Source organism: Virgisporangium ochraceum (assembly GCF_016863655.1).
Lineage (GTDB): Bacteria > Actinomycetota > Actinomycetes > Mycobacteriales > Micromonosporaceae > Virgisporangium > Virgisporangium ochraceum.
Genome location: NZ_BOPH01000007.1, coordinates 34,618 through 54,489, shown reverse-complemented (window position 1 = coordinate 54,489; position 19,872 = coordinate 34,618). Strand labels below are relative to the sequence as shown.

The 19,872-nt window shown below is 69.7% G+C and carries 25 protein-coding genes and 1 tRNA gene; 7 read left to right on the top strand and 19 right to left on the bottom strand.

All coding sequences use genetic code 11. The features are described 5' to 3' along the window. Positions 1-52 precede the first annotated feature (52 nt). From Voc01_RS02905 to Voc01_RS54555, 3 genes are all read right to left on the bottom strand, one after another. A complete protein-coding gene (locus Voc01_RS02905) occupies positions 53-709 on the bottom strand; it encodes a response regulator transcription factor (protein WP_203925657.1) in 657 nt (218 codons plus the stop codon). Positions 710-751: 42 nt separating this feature from the next. Then, positions 752-1,630, bottom strand: coding sequence for a helix-turn-helix domain-containing protein (locus Voc01_RS02900; protein ID WP_275423682.1), 879 nt, complete (start codon positions 1,628-1,630; stop codon positions 752-754). Positions 1,631-1,717: 87 nt separating this feature from the next. Beyond that, positions 1,718-2,143 carry a DUF6232 family protein gene (locus tag Voc01_RS54555; protein WP_373873780.1) on the bottom strand — a complete coding sequence of 142 codons (426 nt, stop codon included), beginning with the start codon at positions 2,141-2,143 and terminating at the stop codon, positions 1,718-1,720. A gap of 201 nt (positions 2,144-2,344) precedes the next feature. On the opposite strand from Voc01_RS54555, the gene Voc01_RS54405 reads away from it, so the two are divergent. From Voc01_RS54405 to Voc01_RS02875, 5 genes are all read left to right on the top strand, one after another. After that, positions 2,345-2,740 carry a DUF397 domain-containing protein gene (locus tag Voc01_RS54405; RefSeq protein WP_203925655.1) on the top strand — a complete coding sequence of 132 codons (396 nt, stop codon included), beginning with the start codon at positions 2,345-2,347 and terminating at the stop codon, positions 2,738-2,740. 145 nt (positions 2,741-2,885) lie between these two features. Then, positions 2,886-3,458, top strand: coding sequence for a hypothetical protein (locus Voc01_RS02890; protein WP_203925654.1), 573 nt, complete (start codon positions 2,886-2,888; stop codon positions 3,456-3,458). 11 nt (positions 3,459-3,469) lie between these two features. Further along, positions 3,470-4,513 (top strand): efflux RND transporter periplasmic adaptor subunit, encoded by a 1,044-nt coding sequence (locus tag Voc01_RS02885; RefSeq protein ID WP_203925653.1) that lies wholly within the window; start codon positions 3,470-3,472, stop codon positions 4,511-4,513. Then, on the top strand, positions 4,510-5,160 hold the full coding sequence (locus tag Voc01_RS02880) for an ABC transporter ATP-binding protein (RefSeq protein WP_203925652.1): 651 nt from the start codon (positions 4,510-4,512) through the stop codon (positions 5,158-5,160). Before Voc01_RS02885 ends, Voc01_RS02880 begins: the two co-directional genes overlap by 4 nt. Further along, positions 5,157-6,338, top strand: a complete 1,182-nt coding sequence (locus Voc01_RS02875) for an ABC transporter permease (protein ID WP_373873779.1) — start codon at positions 5,157-5,159, stop codon at positions 6,336-6,338. Before Voc01_RS02880 ends, Voc01_RS02875 begins: the two co-directional genes overlap by 4 nt. Positions 6,339-6,342: 4 nt before the next feature. On the opposite strand, the gene deoD is transcribed toward Voc01_RS02875, so the two are convergent. Further along, positions 6,343-7,050, bottom strand: a complete 708-nt coding sequence (gene deoD / locus Voc01_RS02870) for a purine-nucleoside phosphorylase (RefSeq protein WP_203925651.1) — start codon at positions 7,048-7,050, stop codon at positions 6,343-6,345. Positions 7,051-7,110: 60 nt separating this feature from the next. On the opposite strand from deoD, the gene Voc01_RS02865 reads away from it, so the two are divergent. Then, positions 7,111-7,197, top strand: a tRNA-Ser gene (locus tag Voc01_RS02865). 85 nt (positions 7,198-7,282) lie between these two features. Here the strand turns inward: Voc01_RS02865 and Voc01_RS02860 are convergent. The 13 genes from Voc01_RS02860 to Voc01_RS02805 form a co-directional block, all read right to left on the bottom strand. Next, the gene (locus Voc01_RS02860) at positions 7,283-8,533 is read right to left on the bottom strand and encodes a tyrosine-type recombinase/integrase (protein ID WP_203925650.1); all 1,251 of its coding nucleotides are present in this window, start codon (positions 8,531-8,533) and stop codon (positions 7,283-7,285) included. Positions 8,534-8,544: 11 nt separating this feature from the next. Continuing rightward, positions 8,545-8,769, bottom strand: coding sequence for a helix-turn-helix domain-containing protein (locus Voc01_RS02855; protein ID WP_203925649.1), 225 nt, complete (start codon positions 8,767-8,769; stop codon positions 8,545-8,547). Next, positions 8,766-8,909, bottom strand: a complete 144-nt coding sequence (locus tag Voc01_RS02850; protein WP_203925687.1) for a hypothetical protein — start codon at positions 8,907-8,909, stop codon at positions 8,766-8,768. The genes Voc01_RS02855 and Voc01_RS02850 overlap by 4 nt, the downstream gene beginning before the upstream one ends. Positions 8,910-9,365: 456 nt before the next feature. Further along, complete coding sequence (locus Voc01_RS02845; protein WP_203925648.1) at positions 9,366-10,928, bottom strand: hypothetical protein; 1,563 nt, start codon at positions 10,926-10,928, stop codon at positions 9,366-9,368. After that, positions 10,925-12,094, bottom strand: a complete 1,170-nt coding sequence (locus tag Voc01_RS02840) for a bifunctional DNA primase/polymerase (RefSeq protein WP_203925647.1) — start codon at positions 12,092-12,094, stop codon at positions 10,925-10,927. The genes Voc01_RS02845 and Voc01_RS02840 overlap by 4 nt, the downstream gene beginning before the upstream one ends. After that, positions 12,072-12,359, bottom strand: coding sequence for a hypothetical protein (locus tag Voc01_RS02835; protein ID WP_203925646.1), 288 nt, complete (start codon positions 12,357-12,359; stop codon positions 12,072-12,074). The genes Voc01_RS02840 and Voc01_RS02835 overlap by 23 nt, the downstream gene beginning before the upstream one ends. Beyond that, on the bottom strand, positions 12,356-12,655 hold the full coding sequence (locus Voc01_RS02830; RefSeq protein ID WP_307781553.1) for a hypothetical protein: 300 nt from the start codon (positions 12,653-12,655) through the stop codon (positions 12,356-12,358). The genes Voc01_RS02835 and Voc01_RS02830 overlap by 4 nt, the downstream gene beginning before the upstream one ends. A 143-nt stretch (positions 12,656-12,798) precedes the next feature. Next, positions 12,799-15,006: a P-loop NTPase family protein gene (locus Voc01_RS02825; RefSeq protein ID WP_203925645.1), complete on the bottom strand. Its 2,208-nt coding sequence runs from the start codon at positions 15,004-15,006 to the stop codon at positions 12,799-12,801. A gap of 100 nt (positions 15,007-15,106) precedes the next feature. After that, positions 15,107-15,238 (bottom strand): hypothetical protein, encoded by a 132-nt coding sequence (locus tag Voc01_RS53965; RefSeq protein WP_275423681.1) that lies wholly within the window; start codon positions 15,236-15,238, stop codon positions 15,107-15,109. Positions 15,239-15,315: 77 nt separating this feature from the next. After that, positions 15,316-16,098: a hypothetical protein gene (locus tag Voc01_RS52760; protein ID WP_239159896.1), complete on the bottom strand. Its 783-nt coding sequence runs from the start codon at positions 16,096-16,098 to the stop codon at positions 15,316-15,318. Positions 16,099-16,118: 20 nt separating this feature from the next. After that, the gene (locus Voc01_RS02815) at positions 16,119-16,280 is read right to left on the bottom strand and encodes a hypothetical protein (protein ID WP_203925644.1); all 162 of its coding nucleotides are present in this window, start codon (positions 16,278-16,280) and stop codon (positions 16,119-16,121) included. A 47-nt stretch (positions 16,281-16,327) separates the two neighbouring features. Continuing rightward, positions 16,328-16,678 carry a hypothetical protein gene (locus tag Voc01_RS02810; protein ID WP_203925643.1) on the bottom strand — a complete coding sequence of 117 codons (351 nt, stop codon included), beginning with the start codon at positions 16,676-16,678 and terminating at the stop codon, positions 16,328-16,330. Continuing rightward, a complete protein-coding gene (locus Voc01_RS02805) occupies positions 16,675-16,947 on the bottom strand; it encodes a DUF6284 family protein (protein WP_203925642.1) in 273 nt (90 codons plus the stop codon). The genes Voc01_RS02810 and Voc01_RS02805 overlap by 4 nt, the downstream gene beginning before the upstream one ends. An 866-nt stretch (positions 16,948-17,813) precedes the next feature. On the opposite strand from Voc01_RS02805, the gene Voc01_RS02800 reads away from it, so the two are divergent. Continuing rightward, a complete protein-coding gene (locus Voc01_RS02800; RefSeq protein ID WP_239159895.1) occupies positions 17,814-18,899 on the top strand; it encodes an NsdA family TPR-like regulatory protein in 1,086 nt (361 codons plus the stop codon). Here Voc01_RS02800 and Voc01_RS02795 read toward each other — a convergent pair. Together Voc01_RS02795 and Voc01_RS02790 are read right to left on the bottom strand one after the other, a co-directional pair. Continuing rightward, on the bottom strand, positions 18,896-19,459 hold the full coding sequence (locus tag Voc01_RS02795) for an NUDIX domain-containing protein (RefSeq protein ID WP_239159894.1): 564 nt from the start codon (positions 19,457-19,459) through the stop codon (positions 18,896-18,898). The two genes, Voc01_RS02800 and Voc01_RS02795, sit on opposite strands and share 4 nt — an antisense overlap. Then, a complete protein-coding gene (locus Voc01_RS02790; protein WP_203925640.1) occupies positions 19,456-19,683 on the bottom strand; it encodes a winged helix-turn-helix domain-containing protein in 228 nt (75 codons plus the stop codon). The genes Voc01_RS02795 and Voc01_RS02790 overlap by 4 nt, the downstream gene beginning before the upstream one ends. Between the last annotated feature and the right edge of the window lie 189 nt (positions 19,684-19,872).

Genomic DNA, 19,872 nt, shown 5'->3' with positions numbered 1-19,872 from the left:
AGGCCGCCCCACAGGAGCGTGAGCCGGGTGCGGATGGTGAGCCGCGTGCGCCTTACCGGAGCCGGTAACCCGACCCGGGCACGGTGTCGATCAACCCGGGTTCTCCGAGCTTGCGGCGCAGCGTCATCATCGTGACCCGGACGACGTTCGTGAACGGATCGATGTTCTCGTCCCACACCTTCTCCAACAGATGCTCCGCGCTCACCACCGCGCCATCGGCCCGCAGCAGTTCTTCCAGCACGCCGAACTCCTTGCGTGACAACGCGACCGGCCGGTCGTCGCGCCGCACCTCCCGCCGGGCGGGATCGAGCCGCACGCCGGCCCTGGTGAGCACGGGCGGCGCCGCCGGGCGGGCCCGCCGTCCCAGGGCGCGCACGCGCGCCACGAGCTCGGCGAACGCGAACGGCTTGCCGAGGTAGTCGTCGGCCCCGATGCCCAGCCCGTCGACGCGGTCCCGGATCCCGCTCGCGGCCGTGAGCATGAGCACCCGCGCCGTGGCACCCGCGTCGACGACGGCGCGACAGACGTCGTCACCGTGCACGTGCGGAAGATCCCGATCGAGCACGACGACGTCGTAGTCGTTCACCCCGATGCGTTCGAGGGCCGCATCCCCGTCATACGCGACGTCGACGGCGAGGGACTCCCGACGAAGGCCCTCCGCGATCGCGTCGGCCAAGAGGCGTTCGTCCTCCACCACCAGCACCCGCACGGCCCAATACTGCCCTCCCGAGCCGTAAGAACGGGGTAAAGCTCAGCGCCGGTCCAGCGAGGAGACGAGAGCGGCGACGCACGCCTCGATGAGCCGAGCCGACGCCTCGACGCTGAGGGCCGTGTCGAGGACCTGTTCCACGACCTCCCGGTACCGCTTGATGACCGCGGGATGGTCGACGAGCTCGTCGGACAGGTACGACTCGCGGTACAGGATCGCGTCGCCGTCGCCCATCTCGACCAGCATGAAAGGCGCGGCGGCCGCGAGGAAAGCGGTCTCGCGCAACGGAAGGACCCGCACGTCGATGTTGGGATCGTGACCACTCGGCAGCAGTTCCCGCAGTTGGCCGATCATCACGTGCGGCCCGCCCACCTCGCGGCCCACGATCGACTCGTCGACCACGAGGACGTGGCGCGGTGGGCGCGGCTGCGAGAAGACATGCGTCCGCCACTTCATTCGCACGTCCAACCTGGCGGCGCGCTCCTCGTCGGAGAGCTCGCCGGCCCAGAAAGCGAGAACGTGTTCGGCGTAGGCCCGGGTTTGAATCACACCGGGAAAGATCGCCGAGTGAAACGAGAAGATGGTCGCAGCCTGACTCTGGAACTGCATGAGTTCGATGGTCGTGGGGCGGAGCAGACTCCGGTACGCCGGCTCGTCCCACCACCCGCGTTGGCGGGCACTCCGGCAGTGACCCGAGAGCGTTTCTATCGCGTTTTGATCGTCGACCTCGAAGAGGCGGAGCAGAGCCTGGAGATCGGTGTTGGAGACCGTCACGTCGCCGATCTCGATCCGGTTCACCTTGGACAGCGACCATTCCAGTTTGCTGGCGACCTCACCCTGCGTCATGCCCTTCGTTTCCCGGAGTCTTCGAAGAGCCAAGCGGAGCCGACGTCGCGCTACCGCCGGTGCTTGGATCGACATGTAGCCCTCCGGTAGCTGTTCGGCTAACTGAGGTACGGCTGCAATGAAAGGTTACCGCTGGGTCGCCGCGCGGTCCATCTTGTTAAATCAGGGTCGCTGTGCTTCCCTCGCGCGAATGACCGCTCGACGGACCTGCCCGAACACCTGAATGTTGGTTGTCCGGTACATGCAAACGTGCTTGTCGCCCACCACTGCCCAGAGTTCGTTCGTCGGCCGGACACGCCGCCGGCAGATGGTCAGCACCACATTTGCCGTAAGCAGGGCCGTGAGCAGGGTGAACAACGGGGGCGGTGCGCCGTGGTGCATGCCGTACGCTCCACTCGCGATCAGGGCGCCGGCGGCGACCGCGGCTGGCCACACCTGCCTGAGAACCGGCATGCCGGACGCGGTCCGTACCCGGACCACATATACATGATCCAATTTCGTGATCTCCGTGCACGATGAAACGCGACCACTGGTGCTGAACGTTCGATCCGTGACGTGGACCGACTCGTCTCGGTAGAGAGTTCGCATGATGGCTCCCAGGGATCAGCAGGGAAAGAGCTAAGATCGCCAATGGATGTGGCTCCCTTTCTGCGTAGTGTGACGGCCACTTTGCGTGATCGCCATACTTCGATCTGCGGTACCGCAGATTGCGGCAATTAGATGCCGACGGCGACGTATGTCGATGTGATACCTGGCGGTTGGCCTGTCTGATTTGACTAGGCATGCGCCATGTTCAGGACCGATGGGGCGCGTGGTGCAGAAGTGATAACCACAAACTCATCGGACTTGCTACCGTTTTTAACGTCGGCAACCGCCGTACCGCTGATAGCGGTACGGCAGGGCGGGTTGCCGGCGCTGAAAACAATCTGTCGGTCGGGCATCGGAGGTCGTGACAGCTGGGTGGGGACCAGGGTGAGGAGTTCGCACGTGACGTCTTTATCTGAGCCGGAGTGGCGTCGAAGTTCGCGGTGCGAGTCGGGGTCGTGCGTGGAGGCGGCTCTGGACGGGAAAGGAGCGGTACTGGTTAGAGATTCGAAGACCCCCGAAGGGCCGGTTCTGAGGTTCACGGCAGCGTCCTGGAGCACATTCACAGACGCCATCAGGAAGGACCGGTTCACCTCGTAGTACGCCGGAAGTCGGGCCGGGTTGTTCGTGGGGTGGGTCGCCCCGGGGATGGCTCGGCTCAATCGTGTCGGATGGCCCGCCGGCGCCACCTGCATCCAGCGGATGCTGACGGCCGTCTTATGGCCGGGCGCGTGGAATCGCCACCATGAGACGACCGCTATTGGCGCTCGCCGCCATCCTCCTGCTTCTCACCGGCTGCGCCGGCGAGAACAACAACGGTGAAGGCGTAGCTTCCGCCGGCGACGGCAAGGCCTCGGCCACCACCGGAACGCAGTCCGAAGGCGACCTCGCCGCGCAGACCGCGAAGTTCGCCCAGTGCATGCGCGACAACGGCATCGACATGCCCGATCCACAGGTCGACGGCGAGGGCAGGGTCAGCTTCGGCATGCCGAAGGGCGACGCCGAACCCGTCGACCGGGAGAAGATGCAGGCCGCACACGAGAAGTGCAAGCAGCACCTCCCCAACGGCGGTGAACCGCCGAAGCTCAGCGACGAAGACCTCGAGAAGATGCGCAAGTTCTCCCAGTGCATGCGGGAGAACGGCTACCCCGACTTCCCCGACCCGCAGCCCGAAGGCGGCATCCGCATCGAGGGCGACCAGAACGGGGACATGGACCCGGAGAGCCAGAAGTGGAAGGACGCCCACGCCAAGTGTGAGCAGTACATGCCCACGCGGCCCGGCGACGGCGGCCAGAAGCAGACGGGCGGTGGCTCGTGAGGCTCGGGCGCGTGGCGGTCGCGGTCGTGGCGGCGGTCGCCGTCGTGGGGGCGGCGTCCGCGGCCGCGTTCGGGTTCGGGGGTGGAAACGAGGGGACCCCGAAGAGCGCGGCAAAGCCGCCCGGAACGGCGACGATCGGCCGCACCACGCTCTACGACCGGAAAGAGGTCGACGGGACCCTCGGCCACGGCACCGACTACGCCGTCGCCGGACGGATCAACGGCACCGTCACCTGGCTGCCCGAGACCGGCACGGTGCTGCAGCGGGGCCACACCGTCTACCGGGTCGACAACACGCCGGTCGTCCTCCTGTACGGCACCCTGCCCGCCTACCGGGAACTGCGGTCGGGCCTCGAAGGCGCCGACGTCAAACAGTTCGAGTCGGAACTCGCCGCCCTCGGATACGACGGGTTCACCGTCGACGAGGAGTACACCTCGTCGACGGCCGCCGCCGTGCGGGAATGGCAGGAGGACCTCGGGCTCGAGGAGACCGGCACCGTCGAGCTCGGCCGGGTCGTGTTCGCCTCCACGGTGGTGCGGGTCAGCGGCGTCGAGGCGGCCGTCGGTGGCAGCGCGCAGGGGAACCTGCTCACCATCAGCGGCACCAGCCGCGTCGTCACCGTGACGCTCGACGTCGCCGACCAGCGGCTCGCGGTCAAAGGCGCGGCGGTGACGGTCGAACTGCCCGACGGCAAGACCGCGAACGGCACCATCAGCGCCGTCGCCACGGTGATCACGCCGGCGTCGGGCAACAACGAGGCGAGCACCGACATCGAGGTGACCGTCGCGCTGGCCGAAGCCGACCAGAAGTCCATCGCCGGCTTCGACCGGGCCACCGTCGACGTCACGTTCACGGTGTCCGAACGGAAGAACGTGCTCGCCGTGCCGGTCGCCGCACTGCTCGCGCTCGCCGAGGGCGGCTACGGCGTCCAGGTGATCGAGGCCGACGGCAGCACGCGCATCGTGCGGGTCGAGACCGGGCTGTTCTCCGGCGGCAAGGTCGAGATCACCGGCGACGGTATCGCCGAGGGCATGACCGTGGGGATGCCATCGTGATCGAGCTGAAGGACGTCACGAAGGTCTACCCGGGCGGAGTCGAGGCGCTGCGCGGCGTCTCACTGACCGTCGACGCGGGCGAGCTGGTCGCGATCGTCGGACCGTCGGGGTCGGGCAAGTCGACGATGCTGCACGTCATCGGGACGCTCGACCGGCCCACCGGCGGCACCGTGCTCATCGCCGGTCACGACGTCGGCCGAATGATCGACCGTCGGCTGTCGGCGCTCCGCGCGTCCACTATCGGTTTTGTCTTTCAACAGTTCCACCTCGCGGCCGGAACCGACGCTCTCGACAACGTGGCCGACGGCCTGCTCTACGCCGGCGTGCGCCGCACCGAACGACGGCGCCGTGCCACGGCGGCGCTCGAACGGGTCGGCCTCGGACACCGGCTGCGGCACCGGCCGCACGAACTGTCGGGCGGCGAGAAGCAGCGGGTGGCGATCGCGCGGGCGGTCGTCGGCGACCCCGCGCTGCTGCTCGCCGACGAGCCGACCGGAAACCTCGACACGGCCTCCGGCGGCGGCGTGATGGACCTGCTGCGCGACCTGAACGCCGCCGGAACCACGGTGGTGGTCATCACCCACGACCGCGAGATCGCCGACAGCCTTCCGCGGCAGGTGTCGATGCGCGACGGGTGCGTCCTGTGAACCGGCTGTCGTTCGCCGACGTGCTCCGCGTCGGCGGGGTCGGGCTGCGGACCCGGCCGCTACGCGTGTTCCTGTCGGCGCTCGGCATCGCGATCGGGATCGCGGCGATGGTGTCGGTGGTCGGGATCTCGTCGTCGTCACGCGCCGAGGTGCAACGACAACTGGACGCGCTGGGCACGAACCTGCTCACGGTGGCGCCCGGACAGACCATGTTCGGCGAGGACTCGGCGCTGCCCCTGGAAGCCGTGGACATGATCGGACGCATCGGGCCGGTCGAGTCGGTGTCGGCCGTCGGGCGGCTGTCGGACGCGAACGCGTACCGCAACGACCGCATCCCGACGGCACAGACGAACGGGATCGCGGTGTACGCGGCACGGCTGGACCTGCTGTCCGTGGTCGGCGCCACGGTGGCCAACGGCACCTGGCTGAACTCCGCCTCGTCGCGGTACCCCGCGGTGGTGCTCGGATCGGCGGCCGCCGCGCGGCTCGGCGTCGCCGCCGCCGGCCCCGACCAGCAGGTGCTGGTCGGTGGGGTGTGGTGCACCGTCGTCGGCGTCCTGGCGCCGGTGCCGCTGGCCCGCGAGCTCGACAGCGCGGTGCTCGTCGGGTGGACCGGCGCGTCGGAGTTCCTGGGCTTCGACGGCCACCCGACGACCGTCTACACCCGCACCGACCCCGCCTACGTGACCGACGTGCAGGCGGTGCTCGGCGCGACCGCGAACCCGTCGGCGCCGTCGGAGGTGAAGGTGTCCCGGCCGTCGGACGCGCTGACCGCGGCGAAGGTGACCGACGACGCGTTCACCGGGCTGCTGCTCGGCCTCGGGGCGGTGGCGCTGCTCGTCGGCGGCGTCGGCGTGGCGAACACGATGGTGATCTCGGTGCTGGAACGGCGGGCCGAGATCGGGCTGCGCCGGTCGCTCGGCGCCACCCGGGGACAGGTCCGCACGCAGTTCCTGGCCGAGTCGCTGCTGCTGTCGCTGCTCGGCGGGCTCGGCGGGGTGTTCGTCGGTGTGCTGGTGACGGGCACGTACGCGCTCATGCAGGGGTGGCCGACCGTGGTGCCGCTGTGGGCGTCTGCCGGTGGCGCCCTCGCGACGCTCGTGATCGGCGGCGTGGCCGGGCTCTACCCGGCGATGCGGGCGGCCCGGCTGTCACCGACGGAGGCGCTGGCAGTCTAGTTCTCTACGCGATCGCCGTGTCCAGCGCGACCTCGACCATCTGCGCGAACGTCTCCTGCCGCTCCTGTGCGCTGGACGCTTCGCCGGTCTTCAGGTTGTCGCTGACCGTCAACAGGGTGAGAGCCTTCGCCTTGTACCGGGCGGCGATCGTGTAGAGGGCCGCCGACTCCATCTCGACGGCGAGCACGCCGTACTCGGCCAGCCGGTCGTACAGGTCGGGCCGGTCGGTGTAGAACGCGTCGGCGGCGAGGATGGGACCGACGGTCATCGCGATGTTCCTGGCCTCGGCCTTGTCCACGGCTGTGCGGAGCAGTCCGAAGTCGGCCACGGGCGCGTAGTCGATCAGCCCGTCGAACCGGAACCGGTTCATGTTCGAGTCGGTGCTCGACCCGCTGGCGGCGATGACGTCGCGCAGGTTGAGGTCGGCGGTGAGGGCACCGCACGTGCCCACGCGGATCAGCGTCGTGACCCCGTACTCGTTGATCAGCTCGTGCGCGTAGATCGATGCCGACGGCATACCCATGCCCGACCCCTGCACCGACACCGGCACGCCGTTGTAGGTGCCGGTGAACCCGAACATGTTCCGCACCGTGGAGTAGCACTTCGCGTCGGTCAGGAAGGTCTCCGCGATCCACTTGGCGCGCAGCGGATCCCCCGGCATCAGGACGCGGGGAGCGATCTCACCAGGGGCGGCACCGATATGCGTACTCATGCCCTGGATCCTGCCAGCCCCCGGTGCGGCCCACGGGCCGGGTCCGGTAACCTACTCGGCGGTGGTGTGTCCGAGTGGCCTAAGGAGCACGCCTCGAAAGCGTGTGAGGGTGCAAGCCCTCCGCGGGTTCAAATCCCGCCGCCACCGCTCTGAGCAGTAGCGATGCCGGGCCGGTCCTCATGAGGACCGGCCCGTTTCCTGTCGCCGTCTCAGTTTCCGTCTCAGTTGAGCGCTACGTGACCGGTACGAGCGCGCCGCCCTGGCCGTCGTCGCCCAGGTCGTCCGGGCGCCAGAGCAGCCCGTCGACCTGCTTCGCGATGTCCGTCCGGACCTTCGCCGTGAGGTGCTGGTAACGGACGGCCATCGCGGTGTTCGACCAGCCCATGATGCCCATCACGGCCCGTTCGGCGACGCCGAGGATGAGCAGCACTGTCGCCGCCGTGTGCCGGGCGTCGTGTAGGCGCCCGTCGCGGATGCCGGCGGCCTTGAGCAGCCTCTTCCACTCCGTGTAGTCGGTCCGCGGGTTCAGCGGCTCGCCGGTCGGCGTCGTGAAGACCCACCCTCCCTCTCGCCAGAGCTGGCCGGCGGTCTCCCGCTCGCCGTTCTGGATTTCCTGGTGTTTGCGGAGCAGGCTCACGATTTGGCCCGGAAGACCGATCGCGCGGCGGCCGGCGCGCGATTTCGTGTCGGCCGTTTCGGTCCGAAGGGCGATTCTCGCGGGGCAATGGCCGCCCATCTTGCGACCGCATTTCCCGTCGCAGCCATGCCGCCAACGGGGCCGTAGTCGAGCGCGACGGACAACCAGCGTGCCGGTTTCGAGGTCGATATCGGACCACTTCAGGCCGAGCGCTTCGCCCTGGCGCAGGCCGAGCGCGAGCGCGATTGCCCACCGCGCGCTATTCCGGCGCTGCCCGGCCTCGGCCAGCAGTCGACCGACCTCCTTGACCGTGTACGGCTCGACCTCCATCTCCGAGAGTCGCGGGGCCTTGACCAGCGTCGCGGGGTTGCTCGTGATGTGGCCTCGCCGTACCGCCTCATTAAGCGCGGTCCGCACGGTTCGGTGCACCTGGTGCGCTGTACCGGCCGAACTGCCGTTGGCCTGCATCTTCGTGTATAGGCGTTCCAAGTGCTCGGGTTGCAGCCGTTCCAGCCGGTGCGCGCCGATGCCGGGCACCAGGTGCCGATTGACCGCGACGCGATAGCCGGAGATCGTGTTCTCGCGGACGGCGTTAACCGCGATGTTCTCGACCCAGTGGGTGAGCCACTTGGCGACCGTCCAACGCTGACCGGCCTTGCGGACCTTGCCCGCGTCTCGCTGCTTCTCCAACTCCCGGACGGCGCGGATGACCTCGGCCTCGGTCTTGCGTTGGATGTGTCGCCGGTCGGGCGTGCCGTCGTCCTTGACGCCAACGGTTACCCGACCGTGCCAGTTCCCGTCGCCGCCCTGGTAGATGCTCGATGCTCCGTTGGGCCGTCGTCCCACCGTTGGTCTCCTCATGCGGCGTTGGGCTGAACCTGGTTGGTGGCGCGCAGCCGCGCGACGTACTCGGTGAGGCAGTCGGCCGGAATCCGGCGAAGTCGGCCGATGGGAACGGACTCGACTTCGCCGCTCATGACGAGGCTGTACATCAGCGTCCGGCCGATGCCGAGCACGCGGGCGGCCTCTTCGACCTTGAGCAGGATTCGCGGCGAGCTGGCCGGGAGGTTCGGGGTGGTCACTGGTCGCGTTCCTTTCGGTCGCCTCGCGGGGTGGCCGTGAGGTAGGTGCGGGTCCTGTTGGACGGGTGCCGGTCGGGGTACGGCCGGCTGATCTCGGATATGTCGAGCGCCACGGCGAGCGCGGCGAGGGTGGCCGTCATCTCTGCCGAGGTGCCGTGCAGCCTGATTCGCACGGTGGGGCCTTTCCGTCCGTGGGCCGGGTTGCTGGGTCAGCGAGCGCTCAACGCGTCAGAGACGGTCTGAGCGCCCGCTGTACGGCCCGTGTAGCCAAGATCTGTGGGTCGCTGGTGTCTTCCTATGGATCCGATCGGATTGAGAGGGTTTGGCGGCCGGCGCTGCTTGTGGCTGGAAGGGCTGAAACATCTCCGCATCTCCGCAACCCCGCAGGATCGTCCGGTGAGCTGCGGAACGTGGGTGCGGAGATCTTGCGGAGTCGGGTTGGCCCAACTCCGCAAGTCCGGTGATCGTGCGGAGTTGCGGAGATGGGCGACCGTCGACCGGTTCTATCTCCGCAGGGTCGTTCCGCTGGTCGCTCAGGGGTTGTGCGGCGTTGCGGAGATGCGGAGATGTTTCAGCCGCTCTTGAAGCGCGTCCGGTCAGCCGTCGTGGCGTTCGACCCAGAACACGTTGCGGTCGCCCCGGTCGTTCTTCCCTGCGCGGATGACGTACGGGCCGCGCCACCGGCCGACCTGCCCGGTCAGCAGCCGGCCGAGCGCGAGCGGGTTGGGCAGCTTGCCCGTGTGCGTGGTGATGAACTGCCCGTCCCACGCATCGAACGTGTCCCCGCCGGTGTGGTCCGGCTCGCCGTCGCGACGTAGGTCCGCGGCGGTCATCTCGCGGCCGGCGTGCCGGTCGTGCCAGCAGGACAGGAACGCGCGCCAGCGCGTTTCGTCTTCGTCTACCCCGCGTACTTCCTCGGCGTTGGCGAGGAACCCGGGCACGTGGTGGTGGGCGAGGAACCCGCCGAGGGCTTGCGCCCACGGGGTGAACTGCCGCATCGACATGCCGGCGGCGCGAGGTGCGCCGTTGCGGGTCCAGTCGAGCACGAGCACCAGGAGGTGCCAGAGCACGGTGAGTTGGTTGGCCGGAACGGTGATCCACTGGTCGAGGTGCGGGATGCCGAACCCGGACTGGTCGCGCTGCTCCGGGCGCGGCATGTTCGGGTCGAGGTGGACGCGGACGGTCCGCGATGCCATGTCGCCACCTACTTGCAGGTTGTTGCCGGTGGCCATCCAGAGCCGGTCGTTGATGGTCGCGACGGTGCGCGACGATCCCAACTGCCGGTCCGACCAGACTCCGCCGGTGACGAGCTGGGCCAGGATCGCGGAGTCGATGACGGTGCCCTCGGCCAGGTTGTCGAACACCACGCATCCGACCTGTTGCGCGAGTACGGCCGTGATGGTCTTGCGCAACTCCTCTTCGCTGTAGGTCCACGGCAGCACGCGTTGGCCGTAGAGCATGCCGGGGCCGCCGGTGAGGATCGTCTTACCGGACGCGGGCATGGTGGCGTCGATGACCGCGAACGGGGTCAGCGACCGGGTGTAGTGCCGCAGGATCGGCGTCGCCAGTAGTGCGAGGTAGTTCGCCCGGTCGGCCGCGCTGCTCCACGGGAAGTCACGCAGGAACCGGCCCAACAGGAACTCGCGCGCCTTGCACACCTGCTCCGCGGTCGGTTGCTCGGGCACCTCGGGCAGGTCGACCCGTGCGGCGAGGTAGAGACCGGTGGCGGGGTCGTAGCCGGGCCGCTGCAACAGCGTCCCGTCGCGCCGGAGCACCGGCGCGCCGATCACGCCGCGCAGCGGCGGCACGTTCGGCCAGGTCTTCCCGGCCAGCACGGAAGACAGGATCTCGCGGGGCGGGGTCACCTCCTCTTCGAACATCTCCGGGCCGTTCTCACCCTTGCGGGTGCGAACGCGGAACACGTGCGCGTGCTCGGCCAGCAGACCGGCGAGCGCGGCGGGGTTGAGCGGACTGGCTGAAACAGGGAGCGGGGCGTCCTCATCGGCGGCGCCGGTGGCCAGGTCACCGGAGACGGTCTCCATGTGCACCAGCGCACCGGCCGACACGTAGGTGTGCGGCAGGATGCCATCTACGAGCGCGGCCTTGAGCACGCGGATGGTCTCCGGACCGGTGCCGACCTGCACCTGTGGGCGGGTCATGCCGCCGCCCGGCGTGGCCGGCGCGCACCGGCCCGCAGCCCGGACGCGATGGTCTTCGCGATCTGCCCGGCGGGCGGGTCGCGGTGCAGCCCGAGCTGCTCGGCCGCATCGGTCAGCACCGCGGTCACGTGCGCGGCGTCCAGGTCGCCACCGGCCACGAGCTGGCCGAGGTTCTGCGCGGCGATGTACAGCGCGTCGTTGCGGTTGCCGGTCGCGGCCAGTAGGTGTTCGACCTGGCGGTCGATCGCGGCTTGCAGGTAGGCCGCGCGGCGGCCGGTGCCGATGTCGACCACGACCGGCCGTCCGGACGACGCCGGATCGGACGGCCGTAGCCGGTCGGCGAGCCAGCCAGGCAGGGCCATCACGTCGGCATCGTGGGTGACGGTGTAGGCGCGACCGTCGACAGAACTGCCCGCGGCGACGACGTACCCGCCGTGCGCGCGGGTGTCGACCAGCCACCCCAGACCGTTGCCTCGCGTACCGGATGTGTTACGTAGCAACGGTTCGCCGGTCGGGTGCCGGTAGTACAGGTGGGTACCGCCGTTGCCGGTGGTCACGGTGTACGTGTTCAGCGGGATGGGCTGTGCGGCCCGGTCGCAGATCTCGGCGAACACGTCGGTGCCGTCGTTGATGCCGGGTAGCCGCCACTGCTCCGGGACGGTGGCGCCCGGCTTGGGCATGTCCAGGTCCACGACCACCAGCCCGGACGGTCCGCAGGCCACCCCGATGCCGTACGGCGCAACGGTCCACGCCCGGCGAATCCGGTCGGGGTCGACGGTGGCGCGTTCCTCCCACCCGACATGCCGCCCGGCAGCGGCGCAGCGCCGCTCCGATCCGGCGCAGTTTTCCTCGGCGTGGTCCGGGAACGCGGGCCGCTTGTCGTTGGGACGCAACGGGAACACGTGCCAGCCGCGCGCCGCGCACGTCAGTGCAGCCGTCAGCAACGGGTTGTGGTCCATGGGTTTCACCTCCTGTGAAGCGGCAGAAGCGTTGTCCGGCAACGGCAGCGCGCCCGGCTCGCCGGTAAGCGCGCTGCCGTGCCGGTGCTCGGCGCAGATCTTGTGACACGGACGGCCGTCCGCATCGCGCATCAGCGCCGGACGGCCGCACAACCGGCACGGCGCGAGCGGACCGACCGCGTGGTCACGCCAGTCGAGGAACGTCATCGCGGTTCGCCGCGTGGGCCTCGGCGCGTGGCCGGTGTGCACCGGTGGCGAGCGCCCGATCGAGCGGGTCGCCGCCGGTGCGGGCGAGGCGTTGCCGGCGCCGTTCGAGCCAGACCGGCACGCGGGGGTCGGACATGCGCCGGCGCCCGCCGGGCAACCGCTCGACGGTCAGCCCGGCAGCGCGGGCACGGGCGTCGCCGGGCGCGTGGATGCGGTCCGCAACCGCCTCAACGCGAGCACGGAGCAAGGCGCGGATGCGGGTCACCGCTCGGCACCTCCCCGGTCGAACGGCCGGGCGCGGCCGGTGCTCGTGTGGTCGGGTGCGGTGCCGCGCCGGTACTCCCGGTCAACCCAGGTGAAGACGCGGCGTCCGATGCGGACGCGGATGCCGGTGCCGTCGCAGCGTCGGCACGGCGAGCGCAGGAGTTTGCCGGCGCGGCCGGGCTTGCGGCCGGTGCCGGAGCAGGCGCGGCAGTGCGTCCACGGCGCGGCGGCGCACAACAGTGCGTAACCGCCTGTGACGGCGAGGATGAAGCTAGCTAGCAGGAGCGCGGGGTTCACGAAGTGCCTCCACGGGCCGATTTCGGGGTGTAGACGGCCAGCGCCGCTAGAAGCTAGGGCGCTGGCCAGGGAATGAATGAGGCGCTAGCGGTGCCGCTAGGTCTAGCGGGTGCCAGTGCTAGACCTAGCGGCCTCCGGAGGGGTCAGGACGCGGCCCGACCGCCCTGCTCGCGGTCACGCTTGGTGATCGCGGCCGTGATGTCGGCACGGTCGATGCCGCGCCGGTTGGCGCCCTCGCCCGTCGTGGGGTCGGTGCCCCAGACCTGCTTGGTCTTGATCCCGTGGACCTTGAGCGCGGCCGTCAACTGGTCGCGGGTCATGCCCGCGTAGGCGTCCGGGCGGAGCCCGGCCAGCCGCTCCAACACGGTCTCGGTCCACACCTTGGCCTCGCCGGTGCCGAGCACGACGGCCAGGTCGTCAAGCAGGGTGTCCCGCCGGACCGCCACGGTGTCGACGGTGTGCCCGGCGGCGTGGCCGGTCAGGTTGCCGGCGCGCTCCCGCGCGGCGCGAGCGCGGGTCACGATGGCGTCGGCGGTCGGCCCGTCGATGTAGGCGGTCCGTGCGATCTGCGGGTCGTCGCCTTCACCGGCGAGGTAGCCGATGCCCTTGTCACGCCGGGAGAACATGGTCGCCCGGATGCCGGTCTTGTGCATCGACGTGCCGAGCACCATGTCGTTCTCGGTGTGGCCCATCACCTTCAGGCAGAACCGCAGCACCGCGTTGGCGGAGATGCCGGTCGGCAGGCTCTTGGCGTCCGGTCGCTGCGTTGCCAGGATGAGCACGATCCCGGCGGCCGGGCCACGCTTCACGAGGTCGGTGCAGATCTCTTCGAACTCGTCGCCGTACTTGGGGTGCTCGAACCACACCTGGCACTCGTCCACCCCGATGACGACCGGGTGCAGGCCCAACGTCTTGCGGTCGGCCAGTTCCGGGGTGACCTTGTTCTCCGGGCACAGGTCACGCGGCAGTTCCCGGATCACCTTCGTCCGGCGCCGCAGCTCGGCCCGCACCTCGCGCATCGCAATGATGGCGTACTCGATGTCTTCGTCGTCGTCACCGGCGCGGTACCTGTGGCAGACGGGTTCCAGCGGCGCGAGGTCACCGGTTCCCTTGAGGTCAAAGGCGTACAGCCACGCACGCGGGTCCAATGCCGCGCCGAGCAGGGCGAGCCGGAGCGTGAACGTCTTGCCCATGCGGGGAATCGACCCGATGATCATCGAGGCGAACATGAGGGTCAGCGGCACCATGCGCCCGCGCGGGTCGGTGCCGAACGGGAACGACTTGAACAGGTCCACGAGGCCGGTCTTGAGCAGCGGCCACGGAACCGGCTTGGCCCGGGACATGTCCCGGTCGGCGACGAACAGCACCAGCCGGCCGGGGTGCACGTCCGTGTTCGCCTCCGGCCACACGCACCCGAGCGGCCGGGCCAGCGCGGACGCCAGCTCCTCGCGCTTCTCCACGACCTCGGTCGCGGTGACGCCGCGCGGTAGCTCGACCTCGGCGCGCCAGCCGGCGCCGTTGTCGCGCTGGATCGGTGCGGGGAACCACCGCTTGCCGGTGTCCCCGGCCCGGATCGCCCGGTCGATGCCGACGATCCGCAGCGTCGACAACGCCCGGACCACCTCAGCCGACGTGAGCGGCGCAGCGTCCGTGCGGACCACCGCCGTGTCGAGCAACGGCTTGTCGGCCGGGGTGCCGACCACGCCGCACGCCACGATGAGCGCGGCGAGCGCCGCCCACACGGTCGGCGTGCTCGCGGCCGTCGCGAGCCAGACGAGCGCGAGGAACACGGCGAGGGCGACCGGCACGGTCACGATGCCGCGCCACCGCACCCGCCGGTCACGCTGCCGGGCCAGCTTCAGGTACAGGTCGGCGTCCTCCTCGCGGGCGGACGCCTGCCGGAACACCTCGCCCTCCCGGTCGAACCACCACCGCACGTAGGTGACCACCAGCCGGACGGCGCCGCGCGGCGCGCGCCAGGTCACCTTGGCGGCGTACTTCGGCATCCGGATGCCGTGATAGGCCAGCGTGTGCCCGGCCAGCTCCAACGCCCACAGGGCGTTGCCGGTCGCCTCGGCCCGCGACCGCAGCCAGCCCGGCACGATCGGCCGGCGCTTGGCGTCGCGGAGCCCGGACAGGGTGAACCTCGGTCGACGCTGCGCGGCCACGCTGTCGACCAGCACCGGCCCGGCGCTGCCGTCCGGCCCGGCGTCCGCGTCGACCTGGTCGCCGTGGTCGCGGCGCTGCCGCGCCTTGTCCAGGTCGACCACATCGGCGGCGCCCGGCCCGCCGATCTCCTCTTCGTACCGCTCCCAGTCGATCGGGTCGCGGTCGCCGTTCTCGTTGGTCATGATGAGGGTCCTCCGTGAAGCCCTTCGGGTGGATCGGGACAAGGGGCCGGCGGCGCGGTACGTGGTTTGCGAGGCCTCAGGGCCGCGCCGCCGGGCGGAGCTAGCGGGAACGGACCTTGCCGTTGCCGTGACACCAGGTGCAGGTCTTGCCGTCGCGGCGGCGCGAGCCGCTGCACATCGGGCAGGTCATGAACTGCGACGGGGCGTTGTCCGACTTGGTGTGCTTGCCCATGACGGGCCTCCAAACAGCGAAGATGTGGCAGGGCTCGGACCGCGTCATCGCGGTCGGGGTGGGTTCGAGCGAGGGAACTACGCGGCGTCCGCGAGCACGGGCGTTACCGCAGGTGAGGTGCCGTTTGCTGGCGGCAGAGTGGCGGCAACCGGCGCCGAGAAGTTGTCCGGGAGGTACCGCCGGACGGTGGTCTCGCTGACGCCAGCTTTCGCCGCGATTGCCGCCACGGTGGCGCCGGGCATCCGCGCGGCGGCCTTCTCGACCTTGACCGCCGAGGGCGGCCGGCGCGAGGTCCGCGGCCGGGCCGTCCGCGTGGTCGACCTGCCGGCCGGCGCGGCGTTCGTTGCCGGCGTCGGCGGCGCGTCCTCGGCCGCCGGGAGGTCGACCGAGGGCACCTCGACCGGCGCGGCCGATTCGATGACCGTTGCGGCTTGCGTGTCGAGCGCGGCGGCGGCGCCGCGTCGGGTTGCGGTTGCGATCAGGGCGGCGGTCGCCATGACCATCAGACCGTCGACCGCGAGCGGGCCGACCGCGACGGTCAGCCGGTCCTCCCCGTAGTGCGCGAGCAGACCGGACAGATGCCGATAGGAGACGAACGCGGCGACCAAGGCGACCGGGAGCAGGCCGAGGAAGCGGGCCGCGAGCCAGCGTCCGCCAGCGGGCCACGGCACGCGGGCGAGGATCTCGACCGCGGCGAACAGCGCCACCGGCCAGAACACGGCGCTGATGACGGCGCCGGTCTCGGGCGACCAGCCGGGGCGGGCGTCGGCCGGCGGCACGTACGAGTGCGCGACGTTCGCCGCGACCGACACGGCGCCGCCGAGCGTGGCGCCGATGTAGGCCCATCCGCGGCCGGTCATCCGGACCGTTGCGGCGGCCATCACTGACCGCCGTTCAGGTCGACCGCGACAGCGCCCGCGCCGTCAACGAGGTCAACGAACAGCCCGCCGAGCATCTGCAGCACGGCAGCGGCACCGGACGGGTTGTAGGCGATGACGAACACGACCACCGCAGCGATCGCGAACTTCTTCAGGTTTCCCATGGGGTTTCTCCGTTCAGGAGGTCTCTCTTCGAGGGGTCGGGCCGGGATCAGGCGGCAGCGGCGAGCGCGCCGCCGTGGGTGCAGGCCACGCCGCACGCGCACACCTGCGGGCCGGTGATGTCGGTGTGCACACGCACCGTGTAGCTATCGCCGTGCTCCGTCGCGATGTGCTCCCACCAGCCGCCGTTGGCCTTGACCGGTTCGGCGGTCATCCCGAGCGCGTCAGCGACCGCGGTTACCGCGGCAACGCGGCTGTCTTGGTCGAGCGTTGTGGAGTGCTTCGACACGTCCAGGCTCACGTACAGCCGAAGCGGGACCGGCGGGCCGGTGGTCACGTCCAGCAGGTCCGCCAGGATCCGCAACCGGGCCGCCACCTGTGCCGGGGTCATCGTGTTCATGCCGCTTCCTCGCTCTCGATCGGGCTACGGGGGTCGTCGGAGTGCCGCTGCTCTGCGGCTACGAACGCGAACGCCTCGCGCAACGCGCGCTGCTCGGCCCGGCGGAACCGGCGCCAGTCCAGCGGCGACGGGCCGCGCGTGGCGGTCAACACCTGAATCTCGGCGTCGACCAACGCCAGCTCGGCCGCGATCAGCGGCCATTCGCGCTCGATCGCGGCGAGGTCAGCGGGACTCGGACCCGTAGGGTCCGCCTCGCTACCGCTTGCCACGGCTCGCCTTTCCACAGGTCTTGCCACCGGGCGCGCACGCCCGGCAGCGGGTCTCATCAGGGGCCAGCGGGGACAGGACCGAACACCGTCCGCACGTGCGCCACACGGCGCTCTTGCGGGCCGTCACCCGCACGGTGGAAGCCAGCAACACGGGTCAACACCTCCAGGTCGATTGAGGCCCGGCCTGCCGGCGGCGATAGTCGCAGCACCGGCAGGCCGGGAAGCCGTTACACCGCAACGCATCAAGCGCCTCGCGGTCTGGATTTCTGTTTGCAACGAAGGGCTTCCGGTCTTGCTCGCCTCGCTCGGCCGGGACCTACCGGCGTCGGCCGCCATGCGGCTCAATGCGAGGTAACTACCGCTCACGGCGTAGCCCTGTCGCTGTCTTGCTGGCGCCGCCCGCATCACCGCCTTCCGGCGGGGCAGATAGGGCGCCTGACCGTTCGCTGTGCAGCCCGGTCAACGCTGCCTCTGTGGAGTTGTCAACAAACGAGGGCAGCAAGGAACCGCGCCACGAGGTGGCGCCTGTCTCCCTGGTGTCTGCCGTGCACTGGCCACGGCTGGAGCCGTGCGGTGCGCTCCGTCCAACTGGTGCGCACCAGTTGAGTGTGTAACTGGTGCGCACCAGTTGTCAATGGAAGGTTCCGGATGGTCTTGGTTCGCCTGCTTGTCTTGTGCCACCTACTCAACCGCGCCGATGGGCAAAGTGACAGCTCACAGGGGTTAACTGAGGACTGTTAACCTTTGTCGAAGCACTGGCCGGTGCGGCATTGTTGTCCCCAGCGTCGTTGATCGATGACTCCGAGCGAGGGCGGATGAGCCGGCTACGAAGTGCGAGAGAGGCCCGCGGCTGGTCGCAGCTGCGGTTGGTCCGCGAGATCGAGCGGCGGCTACGGGCGGCCGGCACGCTGAGCGTCACGCCAGCGAGCCTCAAGGTCTACGTCTCCGAGTGGGAGAACGGCCGGCGCTCGATCGGCGCGGACTACCGCGCCGTTCTGCGCGGCATCTTCGGCTTGACCGACGCCGAACTGTTCGATGACGACGCGCCCGGCGTCGACCTGGCCGACGCGTACACGGAACTGGCGCAGCGCATCGCGCTGGCCGAATCCATCGACCACCGAATGGCGGAAACCCTTGCGCAGCAAACGGAGCTGATGCGCACGATGGACAGACAGCTTGGTGCGCCTGCCATTGCCGAACAGATGCGCGCTCATCTCAAGGCGCTCGATGACGCGCTGGCCTACGCGGTGCTGCCAAGAGCCCGGCGCCCGGTCGCCCGCGTCCTGTCGAGCGCATCTACCCTCGCGGGGTGGCAGGCGCTCGACGTTGGCGCGGTCGACAGAGCTTGGCGTCACTACGAAACGGCCCGCCGCGCCGCCGAGGAAGCCAGCAGCGCACCGCTTCTCGCTCACGCAATGGGCGAACAGGCTTACGTGTTGGTCGACCTGGGCCACGCGGAGCTGGCGGTCGAACTGATCCGAGAGGCCCTCAACACGGCGGCCGGCAAGTCGCCCGCGCGGCTGACGGCCTGGCTACGGGCTGCGGAGGCAGAGCTTTGCGCCCTAGCCGGCGCGGGTCGTGACGGCCGGGCCGCGTTGGAGCTCGCCGCCGCCGCGCTGCCGGACGGCAGCGACGAGCGTGACGAAGACGTGTCCGGCCTTTTCCTCAACGGGGCGCACCTCGCCCGGTGGCGCGGCAACGTGCTGGCGATGTTGGGCGACGGCAACGCGATCGGTGACCTGTACGGCGCTCTGGAGCGCATGGACGGCACGTTCACCCGCGCCGCCGCTGGGCTACGCATCGGTCTCGCTCAAGCGCACTTCGCGCGAGACGAGATTGCCGAGGCACAGCACCAGGCACAGCAGGCGCGGCTTATCGTCAATCGAACCGGCTCACTGCGTCAGCGGCGCCGCCTTGACCGTTTGGCGGGCCTGCTCCCGGACGGTCGCTAGTCGGTCGGCGTTCCGAACGCCAGCACGTGCAACAGCCCGACGAACGTGCCGGATCCGAGTAGCTCGCCCTTGTCGGCCAGCTGTCGGACCGAGGACAGCGGAACCCAGTCGATGCGGCCAACTTCCTCGGACAGCGCCGGTTCTCCGACGCGTGTAGCGCCACGCGCGCAGTAGATCTCGTGTGGCGAGTCGACCATTCCACTCATCGGCTGGTAGGCCGCAATCCGGTGCATCGGGCCAGGCCGCCAGCCGGTCTCCTCTTCGACCTCTCGCGCAGCTGCGGCGGCGCGGTCCTCGCCCTCTTCGGGGATGCCGCCCGGCAGCTCCCACCCCCATTGGTCGCCCACGAACCGGTGCCGCCAGAGCATGAGGACCCGGTCGTCGTCATCGACCACGACGGCGATGACCGCCGGGTTCAGGCGCACCACGTGATGCTCGAAGCGTTCCCCGCCACCGGGCGGCTGCACGTCAACGAGGTTCAGGCGCACCCAGCGGTTTTCGTAGATCGGGCGCTCGCCGTAGACGGTCCACCGCATCGAGTCCGGTCGGTCATCGGTCACTGAGCAGGCTCCTTAGGCGAGCACACGAAGTAGCCACGGCCGTGCTGTGCCTCGATGAGGCCCTGTGCGGCGAGCTTAGACAGCACCAGGCGCACGGTGGTCCGGCCAGCGCCTAGTTCGTCGACCAGGGTTCGCTCTGAGGGCAGCTTGTCACCCGGCTTGTAGTCGCCCTGCGCGATGCGGCTACGAAGCGCACCCTCAACCCGTTCGGTCACCTCGCCCATGAACGCCAAGGTTAACCTTGACGCGTCGAACTGGCACGTACCAGTTATGGTCCCTCTGGGTTAGCGGGCGACCGGGGCGCTCGAATGTCGACCGTGGGTTTCCAAGCGCCTCGCAACCGGTGCCACCTAATGGACGGCAGTACGGCCCTGGATATCGATCTTGAATCGAACGCGAATTCGGATCACAAA

Coding starts and splice junctions, on each gene's coding strand:
- Voc01_RS02900 (WP_275423682.1), bottom strand. CDS start 1,630: ATGTCGATCCAAGCACCGGCGGTAGCGCGACGTCGGCTCCGCTTGGCT.
- Voc01_RS54555 (WP_373873780.1), bottom strand. CDS start 2,143: ATGCGAACTCTCTACCGAGACGAGTCGGTCCACGTCACGGATCGAACG.
- Voc01_RS54405 (WP_203925655.1), top strand. CDS start 2,345: ATGTTCAGGACCGATGGGGCGCGTGGTGCAGAAGTGATAACCACAAAC.
- Voc01_RS02890 (WP_203925654.1), top strand. CDS start 2,886: ATGAGACGACCGCTATTGGCGCTCGCCGCCATCCTCCTGCTTCTCACC.
- deoD (WP_203925651.1), bottom strand. CDS start 7,050: ATGAGTACGCATATCGGTGCCGCCCCTGGTGAGATCGCTCCCCGCGTC.
- Voc01_RS02850 (WP_203925687.1), bottom strand. CDS start 8,909: ATGACGGCCACCCTCGCCGCGCTCGCCGTGGCGCTCGACATATCCGAG.
- Voc01_RS02845 (WP_203925648.1), bottom strand. CDS start 10,928: ATGACCCGCCCACAGGTGCAGGTCGGCACCGGTCCGGAGACCATCCGC.
- Voc01_RS02840 (WP_203925647.1), bottom strand. CDS start 12,094: ATGACGTTCCTCGACTGGCGTGACCACGCGGTCGGTCCGCTCGCGCCG.
- Voc01_RS02825 (WP_203925645.1), bottom strand. CDS start 15,006: ATGACCAACGAGAACGGCGACCGCGACCCGATCGACTGGGAGCGGTAC.
- Voc01_RS53965 (WP_275423681.1), bottom strand. CDS start 15,238: ATGGGCAAGCACACCAAGTCGGACAACGCCCCGTCGCAGTTCATGACC.
- Voc01_RS52760 (WP_239159896.1), bottom strand. CDS start 16,098: ATGACCGGCCGCGGATGGGCCTACATCGGCGCCACGCTCGGCGGCGCC.
- Voc01_RS02815 (WP_203925644.1), bottom strand. CDS start 16,280: ATGGGAAACCTGAAGAAGTTCGCGATCGCTGCGGTGGTCGTGTTCGTC.
- Voc01_RS02810 (WP_203925643.1), bottom strand. CDS start 16,678: ATGAACACGATGACCCCGGCACAGGTGGCGGCCCGGTTGCGGATCCTG.
- Voc01_RS02790 (WP_203925640.1), bottom strand. CDS start 19,683: ATGGGCGAGGTGACCGAACGGGTTGAGGGTGCGCTTCGTAGCCGCATC.